At 60.8% G+C, this 25800-nt stretch carries 29 protein-coding genes and 1 tRNA gene; 22 read left to right on the top strand and 8 right to left on the bottom strand.

The genetic code is table 11. From position 1 onward, the window contains the following. Positions 1–3 precede the first annotated feature (3 nt). Positions 4–573 carry a helix-turn-helix domain-containing protein gene (locus tag CO657_RS21710; RefSeq protein WP_054182112.1) on the bottom strand — a complete coding sequence of 190 codons (570 nt, stop codon included), beginning with the start codon at positions 571–573 and terminating at the stop codon, positions 4–6. A gap of 137 nt (positions 574–710) precedes the next feature. On the opposite strand from CO657_RS21710, the gene tenA reads away from it, so the two are divergent. From tenA to CO657_RS21690, 4 genes are all read left to right on the top strand, one after another. Then, complete coding sequence (gene tenA / locus CO657_RS21705) at positions 711–1409, top strand: thiaminase II (RefSeq protein WP_054182113.1); 699 nt, start codon at positions 711–713, stop codon at positions 1407–1409. 77 nt (positions 1410–1486) lie between these two features. Continuing rightward, a complete protein-coding gene (gene lepA / locus CO657_RS21700; RefSeq protein ID WP_012559632.1) occupies positions 1487–3319 on the top strand; it encodes a translation elongation factor 4 in 1833 nt (610 codons plus the stop codon). Positions 3320–3377: 58 nt separating this feature from the next. Beyond that, entirely contained in the window at positions 3378–3608 is a 231-nt protein-coding gene (locus CO657_RS21695) for a type II toxin-antitoxin system CcdA family antitoxin (RefSeq protein WP_054182114.1), read from the top strand. Beyond that, positions 3608–3907: a CcdB family protein gene (locus tag CO657_RS21690; protein WP_054182115.1), complete on the top strand. Its 300-nt coding sequence runs from the start codon at positions 3608–3610 to the stop codon at positions 3905–3907. The genes CO657_RS21695 and CO657_RS21690 overlap by 1 nt, the downstream gene beginning before the upstream one ends. A 2-nt stretch (positions 3908–3909) precedes the next feature. Here the strand turns inward: CO657_RS21690 and CO657_RS21685 are convergent, their stop codons facing one another. From CO657_RS21685 to CO657_RS21675, 3 genes are all read right to left on the bottom strand, one after another. Further along, positions 3910–4362, bottom strand: coding sequence for a GFA family protein (locus CO657_RS21685; RefSeq protein WP_054182116.1), 453 nt, complete (start codon positions 4360–4362; stop codon positions 3910–3912). Positions 4363–4449: 87 nt separating this feature from the next. Next, positions 4450–4998, bottom strand: a complete 549-nt coding sequence (locus CO657_RS21680) for a sugar O-acetyltransferase (RefSeq protein ID WP_054182117.1) — start codon at positions 4996–4998, stop codon at positions 4450–4452. A gap of 10 nt (positions 4999–5008) precedes the next feature. After that, positions 5009–5746 carry a type 1 glutamine amidotransferase gene (locus CO657_RS21675; RefSeq protein WP_054182118.1) on the bottom strand — a complete coding sequence of 246 codons (738 nt, stop codon included), beginning with the start codon at positions 5744–5746 and terminating at the stop codon, positions 5009–5011. A 125-nt stretch (positions 5747–5871) separates the two neighbouring features. Between CO657_RS21675 and CO657_RS21670 the strand changes: the two genes are divergently transcribed. Then, entirely contained in the window at positions 5872–6165 is a 294-nt protein-coding gene (locus CO657_RS21670; RefSeq protein WP_054182119.1) for an Rdx family protein, read from the top strand. A gap of 8 nt (positions 6166–6173) precedes the next feature. Here CO657_RS21670 and CO657_RS21665 read toward each other — a convergent pair whose 3' ends face one another. After that, a complete protein-coding gene (locus tag CO657_RS21665; RefSeq protein ID WP_054182120.1) occupies positions 6174–6587 on the bottom strand; it encodes a BA14K family protein in 414 nt (137 codons plus the stop codon). Between the two features lie 168 nt (positions 6588–6755). On the opposite strand from CO657_RS21665, the gene CO657_RS21660 reads away from it, so the two are divergent. Both CO657_RS21660 and CO657_RS21655 read left to right on the top strand, forming a co-directional pair. Beyond that, positions 6756–6842: transfer RNA gene (locus tag CO657_RS21660), tRNA-Leu, on the top strand. A gap of 222 nt (positions 6843–7064) precedes the next feature. Beyond that, the gene (locus CO657_RS21655) at positions 7065–7355 is read left to right on the top strand and encodes a hypothetical protein (protein WP_054182121.1); all 291 of its coding nucleotides are present in this window, start codon (positions 7065–7067) and stop codon (positions 7353–7355) included. A gap of 348 nt (positions 7356–7703) precedes the next feature. Here the strand turns inward: CO657_RS21655 and CO657_RS21650 are convergent, their stop codons facing one another. Continuing rightward, positions 7704–8000 carry a DUF982 domain-containing protein gene (locus tag CO657_RS21650; RefSeq protein ID WP_054182122.1) on the bottom strand — a complete coding sequence of 99 codons (297 nt, stop codon included), beginning with the start codon at positions 7998–8000 and terminating at the stop codon, positions 7704–7706. Between the two features lie 401 nt (positions 8001–8401). Between CO657_RS21650 and CO657_RS21645 the strand changes: the two genes are divergently transcribed. The 14 genes from CO657_RS21645 (at position 8402) to CO657_RS21580 (ending at position 22580) form a co-directional block, all read left to right on the top strand. Then, positions 8402–9769, top strand: a complete 1368-nt coding sequence (locus tag CO657_RS21645) for an AMP-binding protein (RefSeq protein WP_063856430.1) — start codon at positions 8402–8404, stop codon at positions 9767–9769. Beyond that, positions 9766–10851 (top strand): LuxE/PaaK family acyltransferase, encoded by a 1086-nt coding sequence (locus CO657_RS21640; RefSeq protein WP_054182124.1) that lies wholly within the window; start codon positions 9766–9768, stop codon positions 10849–10851. The genes CO657_RS21645 and CO657_RS21640 overlap by 4 nt, the downstream gene beginning before the upstream one ends. Further along, on the top strand, positions 10835–12043 hold the full coding sequence (locus CO657_RS21635) for an acyl-CoA reductase (RefSeq protein ID WP_063856429.1): 1209 nt from the start codon (positions 10835–10837) through the stop codon (positions 12041–12043). The genes CO657_RS21640 and CO657_RS21635 overlap by 17 nt, the downstream gene beginning before the upstream one ends. Before the next feature lie 89 nt (positions 12044–12132). Next, positions 12133–12381: an acyl carrier protein gene (locus CO657_RS21630; RefSeq protein ID WP_054182126.1), complete on the top strand. Its 249-nt coding sequence runs from the start codon at positions 12133–12135 to the stop codon at positions 12379–12381. After that, positions 12378–12857 (top strand): 3-hydroxyacyl-ACP dehydratase FabZ, encoded by a 480-nt coding sequence (gene fabZ / locus CO657_RS21625; protein WP_054182127.1) that lies wholly within the window; start codon positions 12378–12380, stop codon positions 12855–12857. Before CO657_RS21630 ends, fabZ begins: the two co-directional genes overlap by 4 nt. Positions 12858–12869: 12 nt before the next feature. Then, a complete protein-coding gene (locus CO657_RS21620) occupies positions 12870–14651 on the top strand; it encodes a thiamine pyrophosphate-binding protein (protein WP_054182128.1) in 1782 nt (593 codons plus the stop codon). Between the two features lie 12 nt (positions 14652–14663). Continuing rightward, positions 14664–15695 carry an N-acetylneuraminate synthase family protein gene (locus CO657_RS21615; RefSeq protein WP_054182129.1) on the top strand — a complete coding sequence of 344 codons (1032 nt, stop codon included), beginning with the start codon at positions 14664–14666 and terminating at the stop codon, positions 15693–15695. A 16-nt stretch (positions 15696–15711) separates the two neighbouring features. After that, positions 15712–16350, top strand: a complete 639-nt coding sequence (locus CO657_RS21610; RefSeq protein WP_054182130.1) for a GNAT family N-acetyltransferase — start codon at positions 15712–15714, stop codon at positions 16348–16350. A 182-nt stretch (positions 16351–16532) separates the two neighbouring features. Further along, positions 16533–17306 carry a glucose-1-phosphate cytidylyltransferase gene (gene rfbF / locus CO657_RS21605; RefSeq protein ID WP_054182131.1) on the top strand — a complete coding sequence of 258 codons (774 nt, stop codon included), beginning with the start codon at positions 16533–16535 and terminating at the stop codon, positions 17304–17306. Continuing rightward, entirely contained in the window at positions 17297–18361 is a 1065-nt protein-coding gene (rfbG, locus tag CO657_RS21600; RefSeq protein WP_054182132.1) for a CDP-glucose 4,6-dehydratase, read from the top strand. Before rfbF ends, rfbG begins: the two co-directional genes overlap by 10 nt. Then, a complete protein-coding gene (locus CO657_RS21595) occupies positions 18358–19593 on the top strand; it encodes a class I SAM-dependent methyltransferase (protein WP_054182133.1) in 1236 nt (411 codons plus the stop codon). Before rfbG ends, CO657_RS21595 begins: the two co-directional genes overlap by 4 nt. Beyond that, positions 19590–20132 carry a dTDP-4-dehydrorhamnose 3,5-epimerase gene (gene rfbC / locus CO657_RS21590; RefSeq protein ID WP_054182134.1) on the top strand — a complete coding sequence of 181 codons (543 nt, stop codon included), beginning with the start codon at positions 19590–19592 and terminating at the stop codon, positions 20130–20132. Before CO657_RS21595 ends, rfbC begins: the two co-directional genes overlap by 4 nt. Next, positions 20129–21367: a glycosyltransferase family A protein gene (locus CO657_RS21585; RefSeq protein ID WP_054182135.1), complete on the top strand. Its 1239-nt coding sequence runs from the start codon at positions 20129–20131 to the stop codon at positions 21365–21367. The genes rfbC and CO657_RS21585 overlap by 4 nt, the downstream gene beginning before the upstream one ends. A gap of 64 nt (positions 21368–21431) precedes the next feature. Continuing rightward, complete coding sequence (locus CO657_RS21580; RefSeq protein ID WP_054182136.1) at positions 21432–22580, top strand: DegT/DnrJ/EryC1/StrS family aminotransferase; 1149 nt, start codon at positions 21432–21434, stop codon at positions 22578–22580. A gap of 7 nt (positions 22581–22587) precedes the next feature. On the opposite strand, the gene CO657_RS21575 is transcribed toward CO657_RS21580, so the two are convergent. Both CO657_RS21575 and CO657_RS21570 read right to left on the bottom strand, forming a co-directional pair. After that, positions 22588–22920 carry a hypothetical protein gene (locus CO657_RS21575; protein ID WP_054182137.1) on the bottom strand — a complete coding sequence of 111 codons (333 nt, stop codon included), beginning with the start codon at positions 22918–22920 and terminating at the stop codon, positions 22588–22590. A gap of 59 nt (positions 22921–22979) precedes the next feature. Then, on the bottom strand, positions 22980–24614 hold the full coding sequence (locus tag CO657_RS21570; RefSeq protein WP_054182138.1) for a GumC family protein: 1635 nt from the start codon (positions 24612–24614) through the stop codon (positions 22980–22982). Between the two features lie 135 nt (positions 24615–24749). On the opposite strand from CO657_RS21570, the gene CO657_RS21565 reads away from it, so the two are divergent. After that, on the top strand, positions 24750–25799 hold the full coding sequence (locus CO657_RS21565; RefSeq protein ID WP_054182139.1) for a glycoside hydrolase family 5 protein: 1050 nt from the start codon (positions 24750–24752) through the stop codon (positions 25797–25799). Position 25800 lies beyond the last annotated feature (1 nt).

Below are 25800 nucleotides of genomic sequence, written 5' to 3'. Positions count from 1 at the left end.
TTGCTATCGGCTGCCGCGATCGAGCACGACGCAATAACGCGCCGGCGCGTTGCCGGGATTGTGGAAGACATGGCCTTCGCCGACCGGCATGAAGAGGCAATCGCCGGGGCGCAGCCGGTAGACCACCTCGCCCGCCGTCATCTCCAGCTCGCCGTCGAACAGCCAGATATGCTGGGTCATGCCATGCGATGCCGCATGCGGGGGAAAGCTGACGCGGGCGCCAGCGGGGAATTCGACTTCGACGATATCGACGTCGGAGGCGGTGCCCGGAGCTGAAACGGACCGCCTGATATAACCGGTCTCCGGATCGCGCCAGACCTGCTGCTCCTCACGGCGGGCCAACGGCGACACCTGCTCCCCTTCCTCCGCGAAAAAAGCCGACAGCGACAGGCCGAGCGCAGCGCAGATCCTTGCCAGCAGCGAGGCGGTGGGGCTCGCCTCCGCCCGCTCGATGCGCGAAATCATCGCCCGGCTGACCCCGGAGGCCGTGGCGAGATCATCGAGGGTCAATCCTTTATCCAGCCGCAGCTTGCGGATCCGGATGCCGATTGCCTGTTCCAGCTGCTCTTCCATGTTTCGATCCAATTTCTACTATAAGAGAAATACATGATCCGATGATGGAATCAAGCCTCGGCAGGGCGGGCAAACCACCCTTGCTTTCGCCACAGCCTCGCCGATATATGACAGCGCAATCGAGATCGGAGAGAGTGATGGACGCCGGCACGCAAAGCACGGAACTGACTGGAAGCTTCACGGCCGCCGCCTGGGACAGGATCGCGCCCGTCATGGCCGAGATCGAGGTGCTGCCGCTTCTCACGCGTCTTTCCGACGGCACGCTGCCGCCTGAGGTTTTCCGCCACTACATCCTCCAGGATGCGCTTTACCTCAAGCATTATGCACGCTGCCTGGCGATCGTCGCAGCCAAGGCTCCTGACAATGCGCAGGTGCTGCGCTTCCTCGGTTCGGCGCAGAAGGCGATCACCGTCGAGCAGGGCCTGCATGCCGGCTTCCTCACCCAGTTCGGCATCAGCTCCGAGGATGTCACCGCAGCCGAACCCTCACCCTCCTGTTTCGCCTACACGAATTTCCTGCTCGCCACCGCCTATCACAGCTCCTATGCAGTCGCACTTTCCGCCATCCTTCCCTGCTTCTGGATCTACTGGCATGTCGGCGAGGCGATCAAGAGCCGGCCGGCGATCGAGGGCAATGCTTTCCAGGCCTGGATCAACACCTATGGCGATCCGCAATTTGCCGCCGGCGCCCGCGAAGTGATCGCCCTGACCGATATCGCCGCCCGCGCCGCATCGCCTTCGGAGCGTGCTCAGATGATGGATGTGTTCGTGCGCGCCTCGCAATATGAATGGATGTTCTGGGATTCGGCCTGGCGGCTGGAGACCTGGCCGGTCTGAGACGCGTCCGACCGGCTGACAAAATAGCGTAAACAGCGGGATAATTACCGCTTTGCGGCAGGGGGCGGCGCTGCTATATGGCGCGCATGAGCACCAATTCGACCACTCCGCTATCCCATATCCGCAACTTTTCGATCGTGGCCCACATCGACCACGGCAAATCGACGCTGGCCGACCGCCTGATCCAGACGACGGGCGGCCTTGCCGAGCGCGAAATGTCCGAGCAGGTGCTCGACAATATGGATATCGAGCGAGAGCGCGGCATCACCATCAAGGCCCAGACGGTGCGCCTGCATTACCAGGCAAACAATGGCGAGAAATACATTCTCAACCTGATCGACACGCCCGGCCACGTCGACTTCGCCTATGAAGTGTCGCGGTCGCTGTCGGCCTGCGAGGGCTCGCTGCTCGTCGTCGACGCCAGCCAGGGCGTGGAAGCGCAGACGCTCGCCAATGTCTACCAGGCGATCGACAACAATCATGAGCTCGTCACCGTCCTCAACAAGATCGACCTGCCCGCCGCCGAACCCGACCGCATCAAGGAGCAGATCGAGGAAGTGATCGGCATCGACGCTTCGGAGGCCGTACTGATCTCGGCCAAAACCGGCCTCGGCATTCCCGACGTGCTGGAGGCGATCGTCAACAGGCTGCCGGCCCCGAAGAGCCCGGGCGGCGACAAGGCGCCGCTGAAGGCGCTGCTCGTCGACAGCTGGTACGACACCTATCTCGGCGTCATGGTTCTCGTGCGCATCATCGACGGCGTGCTGACCAAGGGCCAGACGATCCGCATGATGGGCACCGATGCGAAATACCAGGTGGAGCGCGTCGGCGTGCTGACGCCGAAGATGGTCAATGTCGACAGCCTCGGCCCCGGCGAGATCGGTTTCATCACCGCCTCGATCAAGGAAGTGGCCGACACCCGCGTCGGCGATACGATCACCGAGGACAAGCGGCCGACCGCACAAGCGCTGCCGGGCTTCAAGCCGGCGCAGCCGGTGGTGTTCTGCGGCCTGTTCCCGGTCGATGCCGCCGACTTCGAGGATCTGCGCGCCGCCATGGGCAAGCTTCGCCTCAACGACGCCTCCTTCTCCTTCGAAATGGAATCCTCGGCCGCCCTCGGCTTCGGCTTCCGCTGCGGCTTCCTCGGCTTGCTGCATCTCGAAATCATCCAGGAACGGCTGGAGCGCGAGTTCGACCTCGATCTCATCGCCACCGCCCCCTCGGTGGTCTACAAGATGTTCATGACCGACGGCTCGGAGCGCGAGCTGCACAACCCGGCCGACATGCCCGACGTCGTCAAGATCTCCGAAATCCATGAGCCGTGGATCCGCGCGACGATCCTGACGCCGGACGACTATCTCGGTGGCATCCTGAAACTCTGCCAGGACCGCCGCGGCATCCAGATCGAGCTCACCTATGTCGGCACGCGCGCCATGCTGACCTACGACCTGCCGCTCAACGAAGTCGTCTTCGATTTCTACGACCGGCTGAAGTCGATCTCCAAGGGCTATGCCTCCTTCGACTATACGCTCACCGACCACCGCGAGGGCAACCTCGTGAAGATGTCGATCCTCGTCAACGGCGAGCCGGTCGACGCGCTGTCGATGATGGTGCACCGCACCGCGGCGGAAAAGCGCGGCCGCGACATGTGCGAGAAGCTCAAGGAGCTGATTCCGAAGCACATGTTCAAGATCCCAATCCAGGCGGCGATCGGCGGCAACGTCATCGCCCGCGAGACGATCTCGGCGCTGCGCAAGGACGTGACCGCGAAATGCTACGGCGGCGATGCCACCCGCAAGCGCAAGCTGCTCGACAAGCAGAAGGCCGGCAAGAAGCGCATGCGCCAGTTCGGCAAGGTGGAGATTCCGCAGGAAGCCTTCATCGCAGCGCTGAAGATGGGCGACGAATAACGCTTCTCAATGGCATCTCATGCGCATATGATCTGCGCATGAGACCAAGGAGATCGTTATGGCTCAGCGGCTAAGAAAAGCATCGAACCTCTCTCTCGATGAAGGCCTTGTCACGCAGGCGCGCGAGCTGAGGATCAACATATCCAGAGCGGCGGAAGATGGAATCGCGAAAGCCATAAAGGCGGAACGCGAGCGGCTCTGGCGGATCGAGAACGCCGAGGCTATTGCCGCTTCCAATGCCTATGTCGAGAAGCACGGTCTGCCGTTTCAGAAATATCGCCAGTTCTGATGGCTCGGTTTCATGTTTACAATCTCATCCATACCGATGCGCTTGCTCTCGATCTGCAGTCAGACCTGCATGGCGAGCTGACGACGCGTATCATGGCGCCGATGCTTCCGCTGGAAGCGCTTCCCAAAATCATGCGCCAACTCAATCCGCAATTCGTGATCAATGACGTGCCATACGTGATGGCAACCCAATTTATCGGTGCGGTTTCGATAAAGGAGATCGGCGTCGTTGCCGCGGATCTCACCTCCGACAGCGATCGTATCATCGGCGCCCTGGATTTTCTCTTCCAGGGCTTCTGAGGTCAGCGTCCGGCCATATATTCCTTCACCAGCCCTTCATAGGCCTCCATTGCCGGCAGCGCCTCATAGCTATGCACCGCGCCGGTTTCGGCAAAGGCCAGCTTCTCGCTCGTCCATGTCTCGATGAAGGGGATGAACCAGCTCGGATCGTCGAGCATGGTCACGCGCAGGTTGACGAACCAGTCCATGCCTTCCGGGCGGGTGAACATCCAGCTCATGCAGTGTGGGCAGAAATAATGTTTCGTCACGCCGTGCAGGCCGCCGATCACCGGCTCGCCTTTCGTGACCTCGAAACCTTCGCTGGGGATGGCGGCGCTCAGCGAATAGGCGCTCGCGGTCATCTTCTGGCAGCCCGTGCAATGGCAGGCCATGGTCAGCAGCGGCGGCGCGCTGATCTTCAACCGCACCCGGCCGCAGCGGCAGCCGCCTTCGATCGGTAGGTTCTGTGCTGTCATGATATTTCCTCCCGTTCGCCGATGATCTAGCGGAATGATCGCCGCTGTCGAGGTGGCAGGGCCGTTTGGAATGCCGTCTTGCCGTCGTTATCGGATGCGGGCCGGATTGCCGACCACGGTTGCGCCGGCCGGCACATCCCGCGTCACCACGGCGCCTGCACCGACGATCGCGCCCTCGCCGATCGTGACACCGCCGAGGATGATGGCGCCGCCCCCGATCCAGACATCGCTGCCGATCGAAACCGGCCGGGCGATCTCGATGCCGGCGCTGCGAAGTGCGGCCTCCTTGTGATGCTCGGCGCAATAGATCTGCACGCCGGGTCCGAACATGCTGCGGTCGCCGATGGTCACCCGGCCGGAATCGAGGATGGTGCAGCCTGCATTGAAATAGACGCGTTCGCCGAGCGTGATGTTGATGCCGTAGGAGCAGTGAAATGGCGATTCGATGAAGACATCAGGCGACACTCCTGCAAAGAGCGCCCTCAGGGCCGGCGCCATGGCGCCGCGCTCGTCGGGCGGCAGCGTATTGTGCGCATGGACGGCCAGGCGCGCTTGGCGGCGCAAAAGATCGAGCTCGTCGTCCAGGCAGCAATACCATTCGCCTGCCGCCATTTTCTCGCGTTCGCTCGCCGGCATCGCATCGCCCCTAAGCGGAAACTTGCGACCGCAACCGGATCTCTTCCGGCTCGATCAGGCCGACCCAGGCGTGGGCGATGGCAAGGCCCGCGGCATCGGCGGCACCGCCATGTCTTGCCGCGAGTTCGGCATGGTTCTCCAGCCAGCCGGGGGCAATGCGCTCGATCGTAGCGGGGAATTCGGCCTTCCATTGTTCGACGACCGCCCTATCGGCCTCGAAATGGAACTGGGTGCCATAGACGGCGCGGCCGATGCGAAAAGCCTGGTTCTCGGCGACCGGGCTCGTCGCCAAGCGCACAGCACCTTCAGGCAAAGAAAACGTATCGGCATGCCATTCGAAGATGGTGAATTCATCGCCAAGCGCCGACAGCACCGGATCGGCCCGGCCCTCGGCGGTGACGCCGATCTTGTGCCAGCCGAATTCGCGGGCGGTGCCGAGATGATTGTCCGCACCATAGGCGCGGGCAAGGATCTGGCTGCCGAGGCAGATGCCGAGCACGGGCTTGCCGGCATCACCGAAGCGGCGCGAAAGCTGAGCGAGTTCCGGCAGGTAGGGATGCGTCTCGTCATCCAGCGCGCTCTGCTCGCCGCCGAGAACGACCAGTGCGTCATGACCGACGATATCCCGCGGCAGGATGCCGTCCTGCCAGACGCGAAACCACTCGATATGAGCTCCCGCCTCGTCGAGTGCTCTGGCAAGCGCGCCAAGACCGGTATTGCGCATATTTTCGACGACTGCGACTCGCATGGGTTCTCCCCGGCATGACCGACGATGGAAGAGACCATGCCGGCGGGCGACGCGCAAGATGCTTGCGCGCCATTGCGTGAGCACGCCGCAAGGGCTTAAATCCACGCGAACGAAAGGAAATCGCCATGACCGAAAAAGCCCGCGTCTCGATCCTCTACTGCACCCAGTGCAACTGGCTGCTGCGCGCCGCCTGGATGGCGCAGGAGCTGCTGCATACCTTTTCCGACAGTCTCGGCGAAGTGGCGCTGATCCCCGGCACCGGCGGAAATTTCGAGATCCGCGTCAATGGTGATCTGATCTGGGAACGCAAGCGCGACGGCGGCTTTCCCGGGCCGAAGGAGCTGAAGCAGCGGGTCCGCGACATCATCGAGCCCGGCCACGATCTCGGCCATGTCGACCGCGCCTCGCTGGAAAGCTGACCGCAGCCTCAGCGATAGGGCGAGCGGCAGACCCTGTAGACGCCTTCATAGGTGAGGAAATGATCCGTCCTCGGATTGTAGGAGCGGTATTCATTGGTGCACCAGGCGATATGCTTGTTCGGAGCGTTCGGCTGTACCCGGCGCACCGGCGGCGGATCATAGGTCAGCTGCGGCCGCCCGGCAGCCCCCGGTTGATAATAGGTCGGCCCCGCGCCGCGCGGCCGGTAATTCGGCTGGAGATAGGCGGGGCGATGCCATTGCTGCGGCCCGAAACCGAAACAGCCGCGAAAATCGCAGAGCGTCGATCCGGTGTTGAGCGGCCCGACCCCCGGCTTGCCCAGCTTCAGCGAATCAGCGCCGGCCACAGCTGGCGCAAGAAGGGCTAAAAGACCGGCGAGCAGAAGCGTGCGGGAAGAGTGCATGAAGCATTCCTTTCGATATTTCCTTTATATAGGGCGCCCCCGAGCGAAGCGCTACGCTGCTCTCCGGCCACTCTCTCCGACGTGACCGACTGTTTTTCGCCAACTGTCAGAAAAACTTCAAAAACCCGGTTGACAGTCAGGAGCTGCCCCCTTACATCGCTCTCCGTCGCCCAGATGGCGGAATTGGTAGACGCGCCAGCTTCAGGTGCTGGTACCCGAAAGGGTGTGGAGGTTCGAGTCCTCTTCTGGGCACCATTCCATTCTTGATCATTACCGGATCAAGGAGTTAAGCCTTTCCAAAATTTACGCATTTTGTGCCTGCGGAAAAGGCCTGCAACAATGCGTTCGAGGCTTGTCTGCTCCATTCCAAGGACTTTCCAAATCCATATTGGCGCCTATTTCGGTCGCCGATAGCCAGCCGCCATTGACTTGCTCGTTGTTGAATGGAACATAAAGCGAACACAATGGAGTCTTGTAATGATCCGATATGCCACATCCGTAGCCAGCACCCCCGAGCCTTCAAAGGCGCGCGAGGCGCCAGTCGCCCAGCTGGCCATTGAGATGCCTCCGCCCAAACAGCTCGTTGATGAACCCCCGACGGCGGCGGTCCTTGCTGCCTATCCGCTGCTGGTCGGTTCCGAGCCAGACGAGCTCGGCTCCGACACTCTGCCGAAGAACACAAAGCCACCGCGCCGTGCGGCAAAAAATCGGAAGCCTAAAGTCGCCGAAGCAACCGGCACTCCGCTCCAGCTTGATCTCAAGACCTAACCGCCCCTTCGGGACCAGAACTGGCGGCGATCACCGGAGCTCCCTACCATAATCTATATAGCACCTCGGAATCCCGAAATTGGTTGTGGGCTTGAAATCATTCGATGTTTCCCGACGACGACACCTCGCAAAACCCAGCGCATTTCGGAATCCCGAAGCGGGGGAATTTCGGGATTCCGAAGTGAGGTTTTTCTGGCGGCGTGTGCATTTGTCGACAGCACGCGACCGCCGGACCGGTATGCTGCGGGAGCCATCAGCGGAGCTTTCCCCTATCGGGCGGTTCGCAGCATGCGCATCTCGTGCGTCAGCGCCGCTTTGGCCGGCACATGGTGGCGTGGTTGATGGCCTTCATGCGGCCATTTCGGCCGGCGCCTTCCCACTATCGGAAATTACGGTCAAAACCCCCATGCCGGCTTCTCTGGCGGCGCTCAGAAGCAATTCCCTGAGTTCATTCATCCCAGCCTGCCCCATGACGGCATCGGCGCACGCCTTCACCGCCGCGACATATTCCTCTCCATCCTCAAACGGCCAGTCGGTCATCAGAACTTCAGCGGCGTCTCGGAGCGTCCGGACGATCTTGCGCTTGTGCCGGTCGCCGAGAAAGAGAACGAGAGGCGCAAAATCCGCCGATGTGTTCCATTGCATGTCACTTTCTCCCCAAGAGTTAGAATATTAGTAACAATGCAAGAAGCGTGCCGGGCAAGGCGGAATGCGCTTTCCAGATGTCCTTAAGCCAACTTCCCGAGATTGTCGGCAGGGTCCGGCACTCACCACCTTTGGCATCACGCCCCGGACATATTATAAGGGCTGACAGGACCTCAACTGATTCGACCATTCCGGAATCGTTGGCGTCATCTCTTTCCTCGAGATCAGGTGGTTCGCGAGGAGGCCTGGCGATGGATGTCAGCGCATTGCAAATGTGTGAAACACGCTAAGAGCAATTCCAGAGCCAAGTCTCGATGGTATCATCCATTGTAAATTCAATCCGGTTGTCGGACGCCGTTTCATCCGATATCGATCACATTCTGTTCGAATGTGACGACGGAATGAGCATTCCCACTTCCCGCCTGCTTGATTTCAGCGAGCGACCTGCCTTTCAGGACACTCGACGACGTCTCGTCTTCTGCATGTGCGAGAACGAACCGGGCGGATTGCTAGGCTATCTCAGCCTGCTCAAGGTCGATGCCGTTCCGCTGATGCTCGGCACCGGCCTGCCGACGGCGCAGTTTCAGAATCTGGTGTCGGCCTATCGCCCTGCCTTCGCATGGCTGCCGGACAATCGGGTCGCTGAATTTAGCGGCGGCCACGTGCGGCTGTCTCATATGGGATACAGCCTCGTTTCCGCCGAAAGAGATGAGGTCTATGCGATCGACGATTCGCTGGCGCTGCTGCTCAGCACTTCGGGGAGCACGGGAACACCGAAATTCGTGCGGCTTTCGCATGAGAATATTCTCGCTAATGCCGAAGCGATCGGCAAATACCTCGGCTTGACAGCCGACGAGCGGCCGATCACCACGCTGCCGCCGAGTTATTCCTACGGCCTTTCCATCATCCATAGTCATTTTCTGGCGGGAGCCACGATTGCGCTGACCAACAAGACCTTCTTCGACCGAGGGTTTTGGGATTTTCTCAAGTCTTCAAAGGCCACGAGTTTCGGCGGCGTCCCCTATCATTACGAGATGCTGAAGAAACTGCGCTTCGCTTCGATGGACCTTCCGAGCCTCAGGAGCCTGACGCAGGCGGGCGCGCGGATGGAGCCCGAACTGACGCGGGAGTTTGCCGAACTCTGCAAGAACAAGGGCATACGCTATTTCAGCATGTATGGGCAGACGGAAGCGACCGCTCGCATGTCCTATCTTTCTCCCGACAAGGCGATCGAAAAGGCCGGCAGCATCGGACGGCCGATCCCCGGCGGGGCCTTCTGGCTGGAAGACGAGCATGGGCGGGAGATAGAGGGCAGCGATAGAGCAGGCGAACTGTTGTATCGCGGCCGCAACGTCTCGATGGGATATGCCGAGGGCTATCAGGATCTGGCGCTCGGCGATGAGCGAGGCGGTGTATTGCGCACGGGCGATGTCGCGCGGCGGGATACAGACGGCGATTATTATATCGTCGGCCGGCTGAAGCGTTTCCTCAAAATGTTCGGCCATCGCATCAACCTGCAGGATGTCGAGGCGCAGTTGCTGGCGGCGGGCCACGCCGTCGTCTGCGGCGGCCAGGACGACCAGCTGGAGGTCTATCTCCCTCAAGGCTCGACCGAGGCTGGCAAGCTCATCAAAACCAAACTTGTTTCGGATTTGAAAATCAGCCCGAAGGCGATCCGTGTCTATGCCGTCGCCGAGCTGCCACGGAGTGATGCCGGCAAAGTCCAGTATAACAAGCTGAAATCACTTGCAGGGGATGCCCTCGCATGACCGGGTTTGACCATTCCCATTGGCTCGATCGCGAGCCCTACTCGATGAACGCGGCGGAAAAATCGGGCGCACTGACCGAGGCCATGCGCGATCTGACCGAATGGCATCGCGATCATTGCGCGGAATATGGCCGTATTCTCGACCTCGTCGCCGAGCACACGCCGGTGGAGGCGCTGGAGGACGTTCCCTTCATTCCGGTTCGACTGTTCAAGGAACTGGATCTGATGAGCATCGGGAAGGACCAGGTTTTCAAGATGATGACCTCGTCGGGCACCAGCGGCCAGCAGGTGTCGCGCATCTATCTCGACAAGGAAACGGCCGCCCTTCAAAGCAAGGTACTCGCCCGGCTGATGGGCGAAGTGCTCGGCAGGAAGCGCCTGCCGATGCTGGTGATCGATTCGCCGAGCGTGCTGCGCAACCGCAACGCCTTCTCGGCGCGGGGCGCCGGCATCCTCGGTTTCTCCCTCTTCGGGCAGGATGTCACCTACGCTCTCGACGACGACATGAAGCTCGACATACCAGCCGTTGAAGCGTTCCTCGAACGGCATTCCGACCAGCCGATCTTCCTGTTCGGTTTCACCTTCATGATCTGGCAGCATTTCTACACGCCTCTGAAGGCGATGGGCAAACGCCTACCGATCGACAAGGGTATTCTGTTGCACGGCGGCGGATGGAAGAAGCTGCAGGATCAGGCGGTTGGAAATGCCGAGTTCCGGGCGGCGATGGCCGAATGCGCGGGAATCGCCCGCGTTGTCAATTATTACGGCATGGTCGAACAGACCGGATCGATCTTCCTCGAATGCGAAGAGGGGCATCTGCATGCGCCGATCTATGCCGATGTCATCATTCGCGATCCTTCGAATTTCCAGGCCCTCGAAGCCGGAAAGACGGGGCTGATCGAGGTCATGTCCCTCATTCCGCGCAGCTATCCCGGACATGCGCTCCTGACCGAGGACATCGGCAGGATCGAGGGTGAAGATGATTGCCGGTGCGGGCGGCGTGGCAAATATTTCACGGTGGCCGGACGCGTCGCCAAGGCCGAAGTCAGAGGCTGCAGCGACACCTATGAAAAACATTCCTGAATTGCCCGTCATCCTTCGCGTCGGCGGCCCGCTCAACACGTTGGAATGCAAGCCGCTGCCGCCCTATTCTGTCCAGGCGACGGAATTTCTGGCTGCACTTTCGAAGGCACTGCTGGCGCTGCCGGCCGCACGCCAGTATCCCGACATTGCGGCATTCGGCTATTGGTGCCGGGCAGCAAACCTCACCAAACTCGCGCGCGAATTCGGCACGCAACATCCGCGTCTCGGGCGCGGTCTCGTACTGCATATTGCGCCGGCCAACGTGCCCGTCAATTTTGCCTTTTCCTTCGCCTTCGGACTGCTTGCCGGCAACGCCAATATCGTACGCATTCCGGAACGGGATTTTCCGCAGGTCGAGGTGATCTGCGACGAGATCGCTAGGCTCTTTGCCATGCCCACGCATAGCCGGCTGGCGGCGATGAACCGGCTCATAAAATATCCGCGCAGCGATGGAATCACCGGAGCCCTGTCGGTACATTGCCAGGCGCGCATGTTGTGGGGTGGCGATGCGACGATCACGCATCTCAGGAAACTGCCCGCGCATCCACGCAGCGTCGATATCGCCTTTGCCGACCGCTATTCCTTCTGCCTGATGCAGGCCGAAGCCGTGCTTGGCGCCGATGGCCAAGCGATGACGGAACTCGTCAGAGGCTTTTTCAACGACGTGTTTCTTCTCGACCAGAACGCCTGCTCTTCACCGCATCTGGTGATCTGGCGAGGCAACCACGAGCAGGCAGGGCAGGCGCAGAACCGTTTCTGGTCGGCCATGGCAGCGCATCTCAAGCAGCGTTATGAGATCGCACCGATCCATGCCGTCGATAAATTCGTCAATCTCTGCCGGACGGCGAATATGCTGCCGCAGGCGAGCGGCAGCATACGGCACGACAACCTGATCTATCGCGTCAGCCTGAACGGCCTGCCGACCGATATCGAACAGCACCGCGGCCAATACGGTTTCTTCTACGAATATGTGACGGAAGATCTCGGCTGTTTCGCCGAGATCGTCGGCGAACGCTACCAGACGCTGACCTGCTTCGGCATCGACCGCGACTCGCTGGTGCGCTTCATCATCGACGAGGGGCTGACAGGTATCGACCGCGTCGTGCCAGTCGGCAAAGCGCTCGACATGGGCGCCATCTGGGACGGCTACAATCTCGTCCAGGAGCTTTCCCGGATCGTCAGTACAGCCTAGCGCAAGGACAGCGCGGCATTGTCGGTGTTCATGTTCCGGCGCAGCACTGCGATTTGGACGTCTTAGACATTGAGTGAGGACATCAGACAATGAGCAACCGCGAGAAATACCAGACGGCTTTCACCGAGACCTTCATGCTTGACGCCAAGGACCTGACAAACCTGCGCTACCAGGAAGCACAGGCCTGGGACAGCGTTGGTCACATGGCGCTGATGGCCGCTCTCGAAGAGGCTTTCGGGATTGAGATGGACATCGACGATATCATCGAATTCTCGAGCTACGAAGCGGGACAAGAGATTCTCGCGAAGTACAATGTGAGCATCGAGAAGGCTGCATGAGCGACGAACCGAACGCCGTCGCCTTCGACATCAACGGCATCATCAGCCATCAGAGAAATCGATATCCGGTTTTGCTGATCGATCGCATCACCGCAGTCGATCCCGGCAAAAGCGCCTCCGCGGTGAAGTGCTTCACCTATAATGAATGGTTTTTCCCCGGCCATTTCGACGATGAGCCGAATGTGCCGGGCTTCATTCAGATCGAATCGCTGACGCAGACCTTCATTATGACCTTCCTCTGCATGGAGGAATATAAGGGCATGAAGACCAATTTCGTCTCGCTCAACAATGTGAAATTCAAGCGCAAGGTCGTTCCGGGCGACGTGTTGAAGATCGACGCGGTGCTCACCTCCTTCAAGCGCGGCATCGCGATCGGTTCGGTCCAGAGCACGGTCAACGGCGAGCCTGCCTGCAGCGGCGATTTCATCGTGGCGGTGCCCGCCGTCCTGGATCGCTTCAAGCCTAAAAGCTCGTGAGATAGACGATCGATGAGAGTTGCCGACTACATAATGCAGCGTCTCGCCCAGGCGGGGATCGGACATGTATTCCTCGTGACCGGACGAGGTGCCCTGTTCCTCACCGACGCGCTGGCAAAACATGCCGACCTGAAGGCCATTTCCGTCCATCACGAACAGTCGGCTTCTTTCGCGGCCGCGGCCTATGCCCATCAGACCGGTGGGCTCGGCGCTTGCCTCACCTCCACGGGCTGCGCCTCGACCAATACGATCACGGGCGTGCTGTCGGCCTGGCAGGACGGCATTCCCTGCATTTTCATCTCCGGCCAGAACACGCTGAAGGAAACCAGCCGATATACCGGTATTCCGCTACGCACCTACGGCCAGCAGGAGGCCGATATCATCTCGATCGTTCAGCCGATCACAAAATATGCCAAAATGATCACATCTGCCGAAGAGATCGTCGAAGCCATGGACATGGCGCTGACGCTCGCAAATACCGGCCGGAAAGGTCCCGTCTGGATCGACGTGCCGCTCGATCTGCAGAGCGCCCAGATCGAACCAGAAACCATCGCCCAGCCGAGGCCCACGCCCGTGCTGCCGACGGCAACGGCCGAGAATATCAATAGCGTCGTCCAGGCCTTGTCGGCGGCCAAACGTCCCGTCATCATGATCGGCAGCGGCCTGCGCTCCAGCGGCGCCGAGGCGGCCTTCCGGCAGTTCGTCAAGCGCTGGAACATTCCGGTGACCTTCGCCGCCTCCGCCCCCGACGTCTATGGCAGCGGCAATACCTTGTCTATCGGCTCCGTCGGTTCGATGGGATGTTCGCGTGCCGGCAGCTTCGCGGTGCAGAATGCCGATCTGTTGCTCGTTCTCGGCTGCCGGCTGACGTCGCTGACGACAGGACCGGATTTTTGCAAATTTGCCCGGGCGGCAAAAACTATTATCGTCGATATCGATGAGCTCGAACACAGCAAGGACACGGTGAAGATCGATAAGTTCATCCATGCCGAACTCGCCGACTTCCTCGAACGGATCAACGCCGCCGACAGCAAGCCTGCGGATGCGGCGTGGATGGCCAAGTGCCAGCACTGGAAGGCGATCTTCTCAGGTGTCGAGCCCGCTTTCCGCCATGCGGAGCGGGTCGACCTCTACGAACTGGCGGAATGCCTGACCGAACTGATGCCCCCGTCGTCGACGCTTGTGACCGACTCCGGATTGAACGAAGTCATCCTGCCGACCAACATCAAATTCTCCGACGGCATGACCTCGGTGCATCCGGCCATGCAGGGCGCCATGGGCTTTGCTCTGCCCGCATCGATCGGCGCCTACCACGCAAAACCGCAGCCCGTTATCGCCGTCATCGGCGATGGCTCGATCATGATGAACCTGCAGGAGCTGGAGACGATCCGCTACCACGGCCTGCCTATCAAGATCATCGTCATCAATAACAATGTCTATTCGATCATCCGCCGACGCCAGCAGGAGCTGTTCCGGAAGCGCGTGATCGGGGTCGACCCCGCCAATGGCGTCAGCGCGCCCGATTTCTCGAAAGTCGCATCCTGCTTCGATCTGGATTACATCAGGATCGACACTCCGGATCAGCTGCGGAGCGGCCTTCAGGATCTTCTGGCCCGTGAGCGGCCTGTACTCTGCGAGATCATGGGCCGCGAGGATCAGGAATATATCGAGCTCGGGCAGACACGCAGCGAGATCGACCGGCGTTTCGTGCGCCGTCCGCTGGAGGATCAGGCCCCGTTCCTCGACCGCGATCTTTTCCTTTCGGAAATGGTCATCGAGCCCATCGACCAATAGGCAACGAACATCATGGCAACTGTTACACTCCGCAACGGCCGGCTGATCGGTGATTATCTCGTGCCCTACATCATCGCCGAGCTGAACACGAGCCACTTCGGCGACGTAGCGACGGCGCGATCAATGATCTACCAGGCGAAAGAGGCCGGGTGCGATTGCGTAAAATTCCAGTCCTGGAGCACGGAGTCCCTCTATTCCGCCGGCTATTACCGGGAAAACGCGATCGCCAAGCGCATCGTCAACAAGTTCTCCCTTGCCGATGCGAAGCTTGAAGAACTTGCGGCCTATTGCCGGGAAATGAGTATCGATTTCGCCTCGACGCCCTATTCGCGCCATGAGGCGGAGTTCCTGGTGAAGCGCTGCGAGGTTCCCTTCATCAAGATCGCCTCGATGGAGCTGAACAACCTGCCCTATCTCCGCTATCTCGGCAGCCTCGGCGCGCCGCTCGTGCTCTCGACCGGCATGGGCACGCTGGAGGAAATCATCCGCGCGGTCGAGGCCATTGAAGAGACCGGCAACCGGCAGATCATCATTCTGCATTGCACCTCCGTCTATCCGGCTCCGCCGGAAACCATCCGCCTCCAGAACATTCTTGGCCTTCGCAGCGAATTTGCCGCCTATCCTATCGGCTATTCTGACCATAGCACCGGCATTGAGATCCCTGCCGCATCGATCGCGCTCGGCGCCTGTGTCATCGAAAAACACTTCACCCTCGATAGCTCGCGCATCGGAATGGACAATCAAATGGCGACCGAGCCCGGGGAAATGAAGGCGATGATCGAGGCATGCCATAAGGTGCATGCGGCACTTGGTGGCACGGGACGGATCCTCGACTCTTCCGAGCGGGATCAAATCCCTAAGATGCGCCGCAGCGTCATCACCGCCCGCTCTTTAAAGGCCGGCAGCATCATCGAAGCGGCTGATCTCGACGCGAAGCGGCCAGGAACGGGCATTCCTCCGACCGCCATCGACACGGTCATCGGCAAGCGGCTGAAGGTCGATATCGAAGTCGACGAGATGATCCTGCCGGAACATTTCGAGTGACTGGGAGCGCGACCCGATGAACCAGGTGCAGCAATATATCCACGACATCGTGCACGATAAGGTCTCCGATATCATCAATCTCGTCGACGGGAACGGTGCTTCGATCGGCAGGCTGGTTCCGTTGACCGTCAAACATCTCGACGATGACGGCATCATCGGGAAGCTGACCGATTGGCGCAACGCCAATATGAGTTTTTTCCTGACGCATTTTACCGCGACGATCGAACGGACGAGGAACTGGCTTGCCAACGTCGTCTTCAGAAACCCGACGCAGTTGATGTTCCTGATCTACTCGTCCGACCAACTGATTGGTCATTTCGGCTTCAAGAACCTGACGGATCACGATGTGCTGCTCGACAACGCCATGCGCGGCGAGCGCGGCGGACACCCGAAACTGCTTCAAGTCGCCGGTAGAGCGCTGATCGACTGGCTGTTCGAAAAGACCGATGTCGAGACCGTCTATGGCTATGTCCTGACCACCAATGCCGCAGCAATCATGCTGAACAGGGCGATGGGTTTCGGCCTCTGGGAAAAATATCCCCTAAACAAATCGGTCAACAACGGCGAAGCCCGCTGGGACATGGGGGAAAAAGGCGAAGGCAGTAATGACAACTTATACTGCTATCGTGTCGAGGTCGTCCGAAGCGGCTCCTGAAGCAACTCGAAGAGGCCGGTTTTCAACGCAAATCCAGCTCCCGAGACCCGGGTAAGCCTCGCACAAGAACGAAATCGGATACCGGGACAAGAATGAACATACGGCCGTTCCGCCTGTCGAGAGCCCGGGTGGCTAGCAAGACGGACCGGAAGCTTGACTATACACTCTGGAGTTCGCTTGGGATGAAAGTCGTAATTCTCGCCGGTGGTCTTGGCTCTCGTCTTGCCGAGGAAACCAGTATCCGTCCCAAGCCTCTGGTCGAAGTCGGCGGCATGCCGATCCTCTGGCACATCATGAACATCTATGCCCATCACGGGCTCAATGATTTCATCATCTGCGCCGGCTACAAGGGCTATATGATCAAGGAATACTTCGTAAACCTTGTTCTGCACCATAGCGACGTCACCGTCGATCTTGCCGCAAACAGCATCGATTATCACGGCGGCAAGCGCCCGAACTGGCGCGTCACCGTGGTCGATACCGGCGTGAGCTCGATGACCGGCGGCCGTATCGGGCGCGTTCGCGATCATCTGACCCCCGGCGAACCCTTCTGCATGACCTATGGCGACGGCGTCGGCGACATCGACATCGCTGCCGAAGTCGCCTTCCATCGCAGCCATGGCCTCAAGGCGACGATGTGCGCGGTTACCCCGCCCGGACGTTACGGCGCCACGAATATCGAGGGCCAGTACATCACCTCCTTCGTGGAGAAACCGAGAGGTGACGGCCAGCGTATCAACGGCGGCTTCTTCGTGCTCGACCCTTCCGTGGTCGATCTCATCCCAAGCGACGACACGATCTGGGAAGCCGGGCCGCTGGAGTGGCTTGCCGCCAACAACCAGCTTGCCGCCTTCAAGCATGACGGCTTCTGGCAGCCGATGGATACGTTGCGCGAGCGCAACCATCTGGAAGAACTCTGGAACTCCGGAAAGGCGCCGTGGAAACTATGGGCCTGACGGAATTCTGGAAAGGGCGGCGGGTTTTCCTGACCGGACATACCGGCTTCAAGGGGTCATGGCTTTCCCTCTGGTTGGAACGGCTCGGCGCCGATGTCGCCGCGGTGTCGCTAGCGCCCGAGACCGAACCGTCGCTCTATCAGAGGCTCGCTCCCTGGGATGATCGCGGCCACCATATCGTGGACATCCGCGACGCCGAGGCGCTGCTTGCGCTCTCCCGGCGGTTCGAGCCGGAGATCGTCATCCACATGGCGGCACAGGCACTGGTCCGACGCTCCTATGAGAACCCGGCCGAGACCTTTTCGACCAATGTCATGGGAACGGCAAATGTTCTCGACGCTGTCAGACACACGCCCTCCGTCAAGACCGTGCTCGTCATCACATCGGACAAGGTCTACGCAAATAGCGGCAGCGGCATACCTTTCGTCGAGACCGATACGCTCGGCGGCAAGGACCCCTACAGCAATTCCAAGGCCTGCACCGAACTCATCTGCCAGAGCTACCGCGACAGTTTCTTCAAAGGGCACAATCTCAGGCTCGCCACCGTCCGTGCCGGCAATGTCATCGGTGGCGGCGACTGGTCAAAGGACCGGCTGATCCCGGATTTCATCCGCGCCTTTGAAGGCGGTGAGCCGATCATGCTGCGTTATCCGGAGGCGATCCGCCCCTGGCAGCATGTGCTGGAGCCGCTCGGCGGTTATCTCAACTTCGCCGAGGCGCTGACGAACGAGTGGGGCCGGGATCTGCCGGATGCCTTGAATTTCGGCCCTCATCCCGAGAGCTTCGCAACTGTTTCCGAGCTCGCCGAAGCGCTCGGGCGCGCGCACAGCGTCGAAGACGTGTGGCGGCTTGCGCCGGGCGAACATCTGCCGGAAGCACCGGCGCTGACGCTGAGTTCGACGCTCGCGCTCGACACGATCGGCTGGCGCCCCCGGCTCAGCCTGCAACAGACCATCGACTGGACTGCCGCCTGGTACAAGGCCAATCGCGAGGGCGAAAACATGCGCGCCTTTTCGCTCGGCCAGATCGCGGCATATGAGGAAGCAGTATCATGACAGCGCACAATTGCCGGTTTTGCAACGCTCCGTTGAAGCATCGTTTTGTCGACCTGGGCTCGACGCCACTCGCCAACGCCTATCTGACGGAAGAGCAGCTGAAGCAGCCTGAGCCATCCTATCCGCTGCGCGCCTTCGTCTGTTCCGAGTGCTGGCTGGTGCAGGCCGACGCCTTCGTTCCGCCGGAGGACATCTTCAGCCACTATGCCTATTTCTCCTCCTACAGCGACAGCTGGGTGGAGCATGCGCGCCGGTTCACCATCATGGCCCGCGAGCGTTTCGGCCTCGGCCCAGCATCGCAGGTCATCGAAGTGGCGAGCAATGACGGCTATCTGCTGAAGCATTTCGTCGAGGCCGGTGTGCCGGTGCTCGGCATCGAACCGGCCGAAAATGTCGCCGAAGTCGCGCGCGGCATCGGCGTGCCGACGGAGGCGCGTTTCTTCGGCAAGGCGACGGCCGCCGATCTCGTTTCCCGCGGACAAGCTGCTGATATCGTCATCGGCAACAACGTGCTTGCCCATGTGCCTGACATCAACGACTTCGTCGGCGGGCTTTCAGCTGTGCTGAAGCCGAACGGCGTCGTCAGCGTCGAATTTCCGCATCTCCTGCGGCTGATGGAAAGCATCCAGTTCGACACGGTCTATCACGAACATTTCTACTATCTTTCGCTGCTCGCCGTCGAAAAGGTCTTTGCCGCCCACGGCCTGAAGGTCTTCGATGTGAAGGAACTGCCGACCCATGGCGGCAGCCTGCGCATCCTTGCCTGCCGCGCAGCATCGACCGCCCACGCCACGGGCCTGGGTCTTGCCAAGGTGCGGGCCGACGAAAAGGCCGCCGGCTTCGACAGCACGGAGACCTACGAGGCTTTTCAGAGCCACGTGGCGCCGATCAAGTACGGCCTGCTTGACTTCCTCAACCAAGCCAAGCGCGCCGGCAAGAGCGTCGCCGCCTATGGCGCCGCCGCCAAGGGCAATACGCTGTTGAACTTCTGCGGCGTCGGCACTGATCTCATCGATTATGTCGTCGATCGCAACCCGCACAAACAGGGCCATTACCTGCCGGGCAGCAGGCTGCCGATCTATGCGCCGGAGAAAATGGAAGAAACCAAGCCCGACTACGTGCTGATCCTACCCTGGAACATCAAGAACGAGGTTGTTTCCGGCAACAGCAAGGTCGGCGGCTGGGGCGGCCGCTTCGCCGTCGCCGTGCCTCAATTGACGGTGCTCGAATGAGGTTTGCGCCGACCGCAGTTGCAGGAGCCTTCGTCATCGACGTCGAGGAACGCGTCGACGACCGTGGGATGTTTGCGCGAACTTTCTGCGCCGAAACTTTTACCGCTCACGGCCTCGCCTCGGTCTATCCGCAGTGCAATGTCTCACAGAACCACAAGCGCGGAACGCTGCGCGGCATGCACTATCAAGCCGATCCGAAGCCGGAGGCCAAGCTCGTTCGGGCCGTGCGCGGCCGCGTCTTCGATGTAGCACTCGATCTGCGGCCGGCGTCCAAAACCTATCTCAAATGGGCGGCGGTCGAACTCGACGGCGAAAGGCGCAACGCCTTCTATATACCGGCGGGCTGCGCCCACGGCTTCCTCACCCTCGAGGACGATTGCGAACTCTTCTACCAGATGTCGGAGGTTTATGTGGCCGAACTCGCAATGGGCGTTCGTTACGATGACCCCGAGTTCGGCATCGCCTGGCCATTCGCGCCTGTCATCGTCAGCGAGCGCGACGCCGCGCTCGAACACTATAGCCGGGGGACACACACTTGAGCGGCATCAAACTCAGCATCTGCATTCCGACCTACAATCGCGAGCCGTTCCTGCGTCACTGCCTGAGCTATTGCGAAAACGACTACAAGTTCGATTTCCCCTTCGAGATCGTTGTCTGCGACAACGCGTCGACCGACGGCACGCAACAGGTCGTCGAAGAATTCATCACTCGCGGCCTGCCGATCCGCTACTTCCGCCGCGATGAGAATGCCGGCGGAGGACCGAATTTCGCCAGCGCCTTCCGCCTCGGCAAGGGAGAATATCTGATCTACCTTGCCGACGACGACATATTGATCCCCGATGCAGTGGCCGAAACAGTCGCCTACCTCGATCAGAACCCCGATGTGACCGCAGCCCAGGCGCCATGGTTCCTCTATGACGAGGTCGGCAAGACTGATCTCGGGCAGTTCTTTAAACTCGAATATGACGTGAAGTTTCCGCGGGGCAGTTTCACCGAGGTCTTCCAGTTCATCTACGAACGCCACATCTTTCCCGAAATCGCTGTCTACCGCGCCTCCGCACTCCGCTCAGCCTGGGTTCCCAGGGAATTCTGCTTCTATCCGTTCTCCTTCCTCGCCCATTTCCTCGACCAGGGCGCCGTCAGCTTCCTCAAGCGGCCGTTCTATCGCTCGGTTTCCAATACGGTGATCGTTCGCGACAGGCCGCAAGCCGGCACCGACGAGGTTATGACCAGCTGGGACCGCTATCGCGCCGGGCTCGAATATTTCCTCTATACCGGCGCCAAGCGCGGTGCGATCGCGCTGACCATGGAGACGCGCTCCAAATACGAAGAAATGTGCAAGATCTTCACCCTCAATCGCATGGCCGTCGCCTTCCGTTTCTGGGCGCTGCGCAAGAATTTCCTCAAGGCATATGAGCTCTATATCAGGATCGTCTGGGGTGGCATTCTCGACCATCCCGAGATCCGACCCTTCCGCGACCGCCTGCCGCTGATGGTGGCGATCCAAACGCTTGTCGGCGAGGTGAACGGCGCTATCGGCATCAACACGCTGCTGCTCGCCGGCTTCAGCGAAATTACAGCACTTGAGGGGTTGATGCGCGAACTCGGGTTGAAGCCGGGCGTCAAAGTGACTGCGGAAATCGGAGCCGATCCGATCGAAACCACAGCGGTCTTTGTCGCCGACGGCAGCGACCGCGACTATTTCGTCTCGCTTGGGTACCTCCCCGGCATCGTGCTGCATGAACACGACCTTGCCCGACACATCATCATGTAGCCTCGGGCGAGGTTCAGACGCCAAATTTAACCATTTCTCATTTTCATTCAGAAAAAGTAGCGGCATGAGCAACAGGATCTTCTACACCAAGCCATCCATCACCCAGCTCGAGACGGATTACGCAGCAGACGCCGCCGCCAACGGCTGGGGTGCGCGCTGCTACGATTATCTCAACCGTTTCGAGAGCGACTTCAAAACCTATCTCGGGAGTGGCTTTGCGATCGCGACGTCGAGCTGCACCGGCGCCATGCATATGGGGCTTGCCGCCCTCGGCGTGGGCGTGGGCGACGAAGTGATCCTTGCCGATACGAACTGGGTGGCGACGGTTTCGCCGATCGTTCATCTCGGTGCAACCCCTGTCTTTGTCGACGTGCTTGCCGATAGCTGGTGCATCGATCCAGAAGAGGTCGAGCGCCATATCACGCCGAAGACCAAGGCGATCATCGCCACGCATCTCTACGGCAACCTCTGCGACATGGATGCGCTGCTGGAGATCGGCAGGCGCACCGGCATTCCTGTAATCGAAGATGCCGCCGAAGCGGTCGGCTCAGTCTGGCACGGCTGGCGCGCCGGCTCGATGGGCACTTTCGGCACCTTCTCCTTCCACGGCACCAAGACGCTGACGACAGGCGAAGGCGGCATGTTCGTCACCAGCGACGCCGCCCTTTACGAAAAGGTGCTGACGCTCAGCAATCATGGCCGGGCGCGTGGCCAGACCAAGCAGTTCTGGCCGGATGCGATCGGCTTCAAATACAAGATGTCCAACATCCAGGCGGCGATCGGCTGCGCCCAACTCGAGCGTATCGACGACCTCATCAACCGCAAGCGCGAAATCTTGGCCGCCTATATGATCCGGCTTTCGGCCCTGCCTGGCATCACCATGAATCCGGAATATACCGGCACGGTCAACGGCGCCTGGATGCCGACGGCCGTCTTCCATCCGTCGACGGGCATCACCCGCGAGATGCTGCAACAGGCATTCGATGCAGCCAATACCGATGCGCGCGTCTTCTTCTACCCGCTTTCCAGTCTCTCCATGTTCGAAGACCGGCCGGAGAACGTCAACGCCTGGAGCATTCCGGAGCGGGCGATCAATCTGCCGAGCTATCACGACATGAGCGAGGCCGATATCGACCGGGTGGCGGCGACCCTGACCAATCTTATATCGACGCGGATCTACCACAACAGCACGGCATTGCAGCAGTCAGCCTGATTGATCCTCAGCGCACCGGCTGATAGTGGCCGCGCAGCGGGACCTTGTCGTCCATCGAGATGAAGCCGTCGCGTTCGCAGACATACATCAGCGTCGGCATGCCGCCGGAGCGGAAGATCTCGTCGTAGCGGCGGCGGATCTGGACGGTTTCGGTGCGGCAATTATACGATTCTTCCTCTTTCTTGTCCGGCTGCGCCTTGACGCCGGGCAGGCCCTTGTAGGGGTAGAGCGGCTGAACGCCGGAATCGAGGGATTTCGTCCAGTCGACGGCAAAGGCGGACGCAGGCACAAGGCTGGACACGGCAACGAGCGACATCAGAAGCATCATCATAGGCCGCATGGGAATTCTCCTGCCGGCAATAGGGCACTCACAGGATGTAGGGAAACCGGCGACCGTCATCAAGCGGTGGTCGCGGGCGACCTGCTGAAATAACTTCTGATGACGGGGTGGCCGAAAAGGCCGGCGAGGATCGCAAAACCGGCGCCGACGACGAAACCGGCAAGAAGACCGCCGATGATGCCTGCGATAAGCAGGATCTTCTTTCCCGGGCCGTCGGCCTTCACAGGCGGCTCGGCCGGCGAGATGACGCGAATGTTGCTCTGGTTGAGGTTCTGCTCCTCGTTCGTCTGGCTGGAGCGCTTCAGCACCGACTCGTAGATATCGCGCGCCGCCGTCGCCTTGCGCTGCAATTCGTTCAGTTCCACCTGCTTGTCCGAGGTGCTCGCCTGCAGCGCTTTCTGGACGGCAAGCTCCTTGGCGATGCTGTCCTCGGCGGCTTTGGCTTGCTCGTATTCGCCCCTTGCCGACGTGGCGAGCCGCTGCAGTTCGCCCTTGATTTCGCCTGATATGCTCTGCAGCGAGGAGCGGGCCGCCTGCAGGCGCGGATGGCGCGTACCCATCTGGCTTTCGAGGCTGCCGACGGCGGCGGCCTGGGTGGCATATTGCTGGCGCAGGCTGACCAGCGGCGAAGTGACGCCGCCCTCCGCCTGGTTGCCGGCAACGATATCCTCGACGCGGAGATTGGCGACGGCATCGGCGCGGGCCTTGGCCTGGATGGTTTTTTCCTGCGCCGTCACCAGCATCGTGTTCAGCGAGACGAGCCGCTGATCGGAAATCAGATTGCCCTCGGTCGCGGCCATGTCGTTGTCGGCGCGGAAGGTTTCGACAGCCTGCTCAGCCTCCAGCACCTTCTGCCGCAAATCGTCGAGGCGTCCGTCCAGCGTCGAGGAGGTGTTTTCGTAGATGCCGTTCGAGGCGCTGTTTTCCTCCTCGGTGAAGGAGGTGACGACCTGGTTGGCCAGTCTTGCCGATTTCTCGGGATCATTGGTCGTCGCGGCAAGCGAAACGACATAGGTGCTGGCCTGCCGGGTGATGACCAGCGCCTTCTGCAGAGTGCCGATCACGGCGGCGCCATCGGTGCGGCCGCCGGTGAATTCCGGATCCTGGTCGAGCTTCATGGTCTCGACGACGCGGCGCAGTACATTGCCGGAGGTCAGGATCTGCACCTGGCTGTCGATCAAAGTCGAGATCATTTCCGGCGAAGGCCCCGAAGACTGGCCGCCCGCATCGGCAAGGCCGATCTGGCGCGGATCGAAATAGAGGCTGCTGACGGCGGTGAATTTTTGCCCGATGGTGGGCGCCACCACCCCGCCGGCGACGGCGCCGAGAAGGGCAAGACCAAGCACGACCAACCGCCGGCTCCAGATCGCGGCGACGCTTGAGCGGAGGTCGAGAAGCGGTGCGGCAGAGGCGGGCACTGCGTTCGGCGGCGCGTCCACGACCGGCTGTTTCCTAGGCGCCGTCGGGGGCACAGCCGAGGACGGGGGCGCCGGGCGTTCGGCTTGGCGGGGTTGCGCAACACTTGCCGGCGGCGGCACAAAGGCAGGAGGGGCGGGTTCGGGCGGCGGAGGGACGAAATCGTCCGGACGGACCACGGGACTGCGCATGCGCACGCCTTCCGGCGCAGTCTGAGACGACTCATAACTGCGCCAGCCAGGGAGCCGGCTTACCCTGTTCCTGTCATACTGGTTCATACGCGCACTCGTGTCCTGCCCAGCGTGAAAGACTGAAGCCGAGGTGCTCAGACTTTAGAAATTCTTAGCTAACGGACCGTTAAAATAATCTCAGCGACGCCGATGTTGCGATTTGCCTGGATTACGAGGACAGCCATGAGGACGAGACGACATCTGACGGCGCTGCTGCTTGCGGCCGTTCTCGTCCCCTCGCCGACCCTTGCGGCCGGTCCGCCCTGCTATCGCGGCGTCAATCTTTCCGGTGGCGAATATGGCGAGCGCGACGGCATTTACGGGACGAACTACACCTATCCGAGCGAAGAGACGATCCGCTATTTCGCCGAAAAGGGCATGACGATCGTCCGGCTGCCCTTCCGCTGGGAGCGGTTGCAGCCGGCGCTGGGCGGCCGGCTCGACGAGGACGAACTCAAGCGGATCAAGGACACCGTCGGGCTGATCCGCAAGCACGGCATGGCCGTACTGCTCGACCCGCATAATTTCGGCTATTACGACAAGGTGCAGGTCGGCACGGCGCCGGCGACGGATGCCGCCTTCGGTGATTTCTGGGCAAGGCTTGCGGTCGAATTCGCCAATCAGGACGGCGTGCTCTTCGGCCTGATGAACGAGCCGCACGATATCAAGGCGACGGACTGGCTCGATGCCGCCAATGCGGCGATCCGCAGCATCCGCGCCGTCGGCGCCCGCAACCTCATCCTGGTGCCGGGCACCGCCTGGAGTGGCGCTCACAGCTGGGAGGAGGATGTGATCGGCGGCGCCAACGGCACGGTGATGCTCGGCGTGCGCGATCCGCTCGACTTCTACGCCTATGAGGTCCACCAGTATCTCGACATCGATTCCTCCGGAACCCATCCGACCTGCGAGGGTGCCACCGCCGCGGTCGAAGCGATCGCCGGCGTCACCGCCTGGCTGAAGAAGAACCACAAGCGCGGCTTTCTCGGCGAGTTCGGCGCCGCTGCCGACAAGGACTGCATGAGCGGGCTGACCGAGATCTATTCCACCATGTCCGATAATGGCGAAGCCTGGCTCGGCTGGTCCTATTGGGCCGCAGGCGAATGGTGGCCGGCCGACGAGCCGTTCAACGTCCAGCCGCGAAAGGGCGCTGAGCGGCCGCAGATGCGGCTTCTCGCCAATTCGGCAAAAGCCAAAGCCGGCGCCTGCGCCAGCGTCAAGCCAGCGGGGAAGTGAC

The organism is Rhizobium acidisoli (assembly GCF_002531755.2).
GTDB classification, from domain to species: Bacteria; Pseudomonadota; Alphaproteobacteria; order Rhizobiales; family Rhizobiaceae; genus Rhizobium; species Rhizobium acidisoli.
The sequence above is the reverse complement of the archived record's forward strand: the minus strand, read 5'-3'. Positions and strand labels throughout refer to the sequence as shown.

What these genes read in the sequence shown, in the direction of transcription:
- CO657_RS21710 (WP_054182112.1), bottom strand. Translation starts at nt 573, where the DNA reads ATGGAAGAGCAGCTGGAACAGGCAATCGGCATCCGGATCCGCAAGCTG.
- tenA (WP_054182113.1), top strand. Translation starts at nt 711, where the DNA reads ATGGACGCCGGCACGCAAAGCACGGAACTGACTGGAAGCTTCACGGCC.
- lepA (WP_012559632.1), top strand. Translation starts at nt 1,487, where the DNA reads ATGGCGCGCATGAGCACCAATTCGACCACTCCGCTATCCCATATCCGC.
- CO657_RS21695 (WP_054182114.1), top strand. Translation starts at nt 3,378, where the DNA reads ATGGCTCAGCGGCTAAGAAAAGCATCGAACCTCTCTCTCGATGAAGGC.
- CO657_RS21690 (WP_054182115.1), top strand. Translation starts at nt 3,608, where the DNA reads ATGGCTCGGTTTCATGTTTACAATCTCATCCATACCGATGCGCTTGCT.
- CO657_RS21685 (WP_054182116.1), bottom strand. Translation starts at nt 4,362, where the DNA reads ATGACAGCACAGAACCTACCGATCGAAGGCGGCTGCCGCTGCGGCCGG.
- CO657_RS21680 (WP_054182117.1), bottom strand. Translation starts at nt 4,998, where the DNA reads ATGCCGGCGAGCGAACGCGAGAAAATGGCGGCAGGCGAATGGTATTGC.
- CO657_RS21675 (WP_054182118.1), bottom strand. Translation starts at nt 5,746, where the DNA reads ATGCGAGTCGCAGTCGTCGAAAATATGCGCAATACCGGTCTTGGCGCG.
- CO657_RS21670 (WP_054182119.1), top strand. Translation starts at nt 5,872, where the DNA reads ATGACCGAAAAAGCCCGCGTCTCGATCCTCTACTGCACCCAGTGCAAC.
- CO657_RS21665 (WP_054182120.1), bottom strand. Translation starts at nt 6,587, where the DNA reads ATGCACTCTTCCCGCACGCTTCTGCTCGCCGGTCTTTTAGCCCTTCTT.
- CO657_RS21655 (WP_054182121.1), top strand. Translation starts at nt 7,065, where the DNA reads ATGATCCGATATGCCACATCCGTAGCCAGCACCCCCGAGCCTTCAAAG.
- CO657_RS21650 (WP_054182122.1), bottom strand. Translation starts at nt 8,000, where the DNA reads ATGCAATGGAACACATCGGCGGATTTTGCGCCTCTCGTTCTCTTTCTC.
- CO657_RS21645 (WP_063856430.1), top strand. Translation starts at nt 8,402, where the DNA reads ATGAGCATTCCCACTTCCCGCCTGCTTGATTTCAGCGAGCGACCTGCC.
- CO657_RS21640 (WP_054182124.1), top strand. Translation starts at nt 9,766, where the DNA reads ATGACCGGGTTTGACCATTCCCATTGGCTCGATCGCGAGCCCTACTCG.
- CO657_RS21635 (WP_063856429.1), top strand. Translation starts at nt 10,835, where the DNA reads ATGAAAAACATTCCTGAATTGCCCGTCATCCTTCGCGTCGGCGGCCCG.
- CO657_RS21630 (WP_054182126.1), top strand. Translation starts at nt 12,133, where the DNA reads ATGAGCAACCGCGAGAAATACCAGACGGCTTTCACCGAGACCTTCATG.
- fabZ (WP_054182127.1), top strand. Translation starts at nt 12,378, where the DNA reads ATGAGCGACGAACCGAACGCCGTCGCCTTCGACATCAACGGCATCATC.
- CO657_RS21620 (WP_054182128.1), top strand. Translation starts at nt 12,870, where the DNA reads ATGAGAGTTGCCGACTACATAATGCAGCGTCTCGCCCAGGCGGGGATC.
- CO657_RS21615 (WP_054182129.1), top strand. Translation starts at nt 14,664, where the DNA reads ATGGCAACTGTTACACTCCGCAACGGCCGGCTGATCGGTGATTATCTC.
- CO657_RS21610 (WP_054182130.1), top strand. Translation starts at nt 15,712, where the DNA reads ATGAACCAGGTGCAGCAATATATCCACGACATCGTGCACGATAAGGTC.
- rfbF (WP_054182131.1), top strand. Translation starts at nt 16,533, where the DNA reads ATGAAAGTCGTAATTCTCGCCGGTGGTCTTGGCTCTCGTCTTGCCGAG.
- rfbG (WP_054182132.1), top strand. Translation starts at nt 17,297, where the DNA reads ATGGGCCTGACGGAATTCTGGAAAGGGCGGCGGGTTTTCCTGACCGGA.
- CO657_RS21595 (WP_054182133.1), top strand. Translation starts at nt 18,358, where the DNA reads ATGACAGCGCACAATTGCCGGTTTTGCAACGCTCCGTTGAAGCATCGT.
- rfbC (WP_054182134.1), top strand. Translation starts at nt 19,590, where the DNA reads ATGAGGTTTGCGCCGACCGCAGTTGCAGGAGCCTTCGTCATCGACGTC.
- CO657_RS21580 (WP_054182136.1), top strand. Translation starts at nt 21,432, where the DNA reads ATGAGCAACAGGATCTTCTACACCAAGCCATCCATCACCCAGCTCGAG.
- CO657_RS21575 (WP_054182137.1), bottom strand. Translation starts at nt 22,920, where the DNA reads ATGCGGCCTATGATGATGCTTCTGATGTCGCTCGTTGCCGTGTCCAGC.
- CO657_RS21570 (WP_054182138.1), bottom strand. Translation starts at nt 24,614, where the DNA reads ATGAACCAGTATGACAGGAACAGGGTAAGCCGGCTCCCTGGCTGGCGC.
- CO657_RS21565 (WP_054182139.1), top strand. Translation starts at nt 24,750, where the DNA reads ATGAGGACGAGACGACATCTGACGGCGCTGCTGCTTGCGGCCGTTCTC.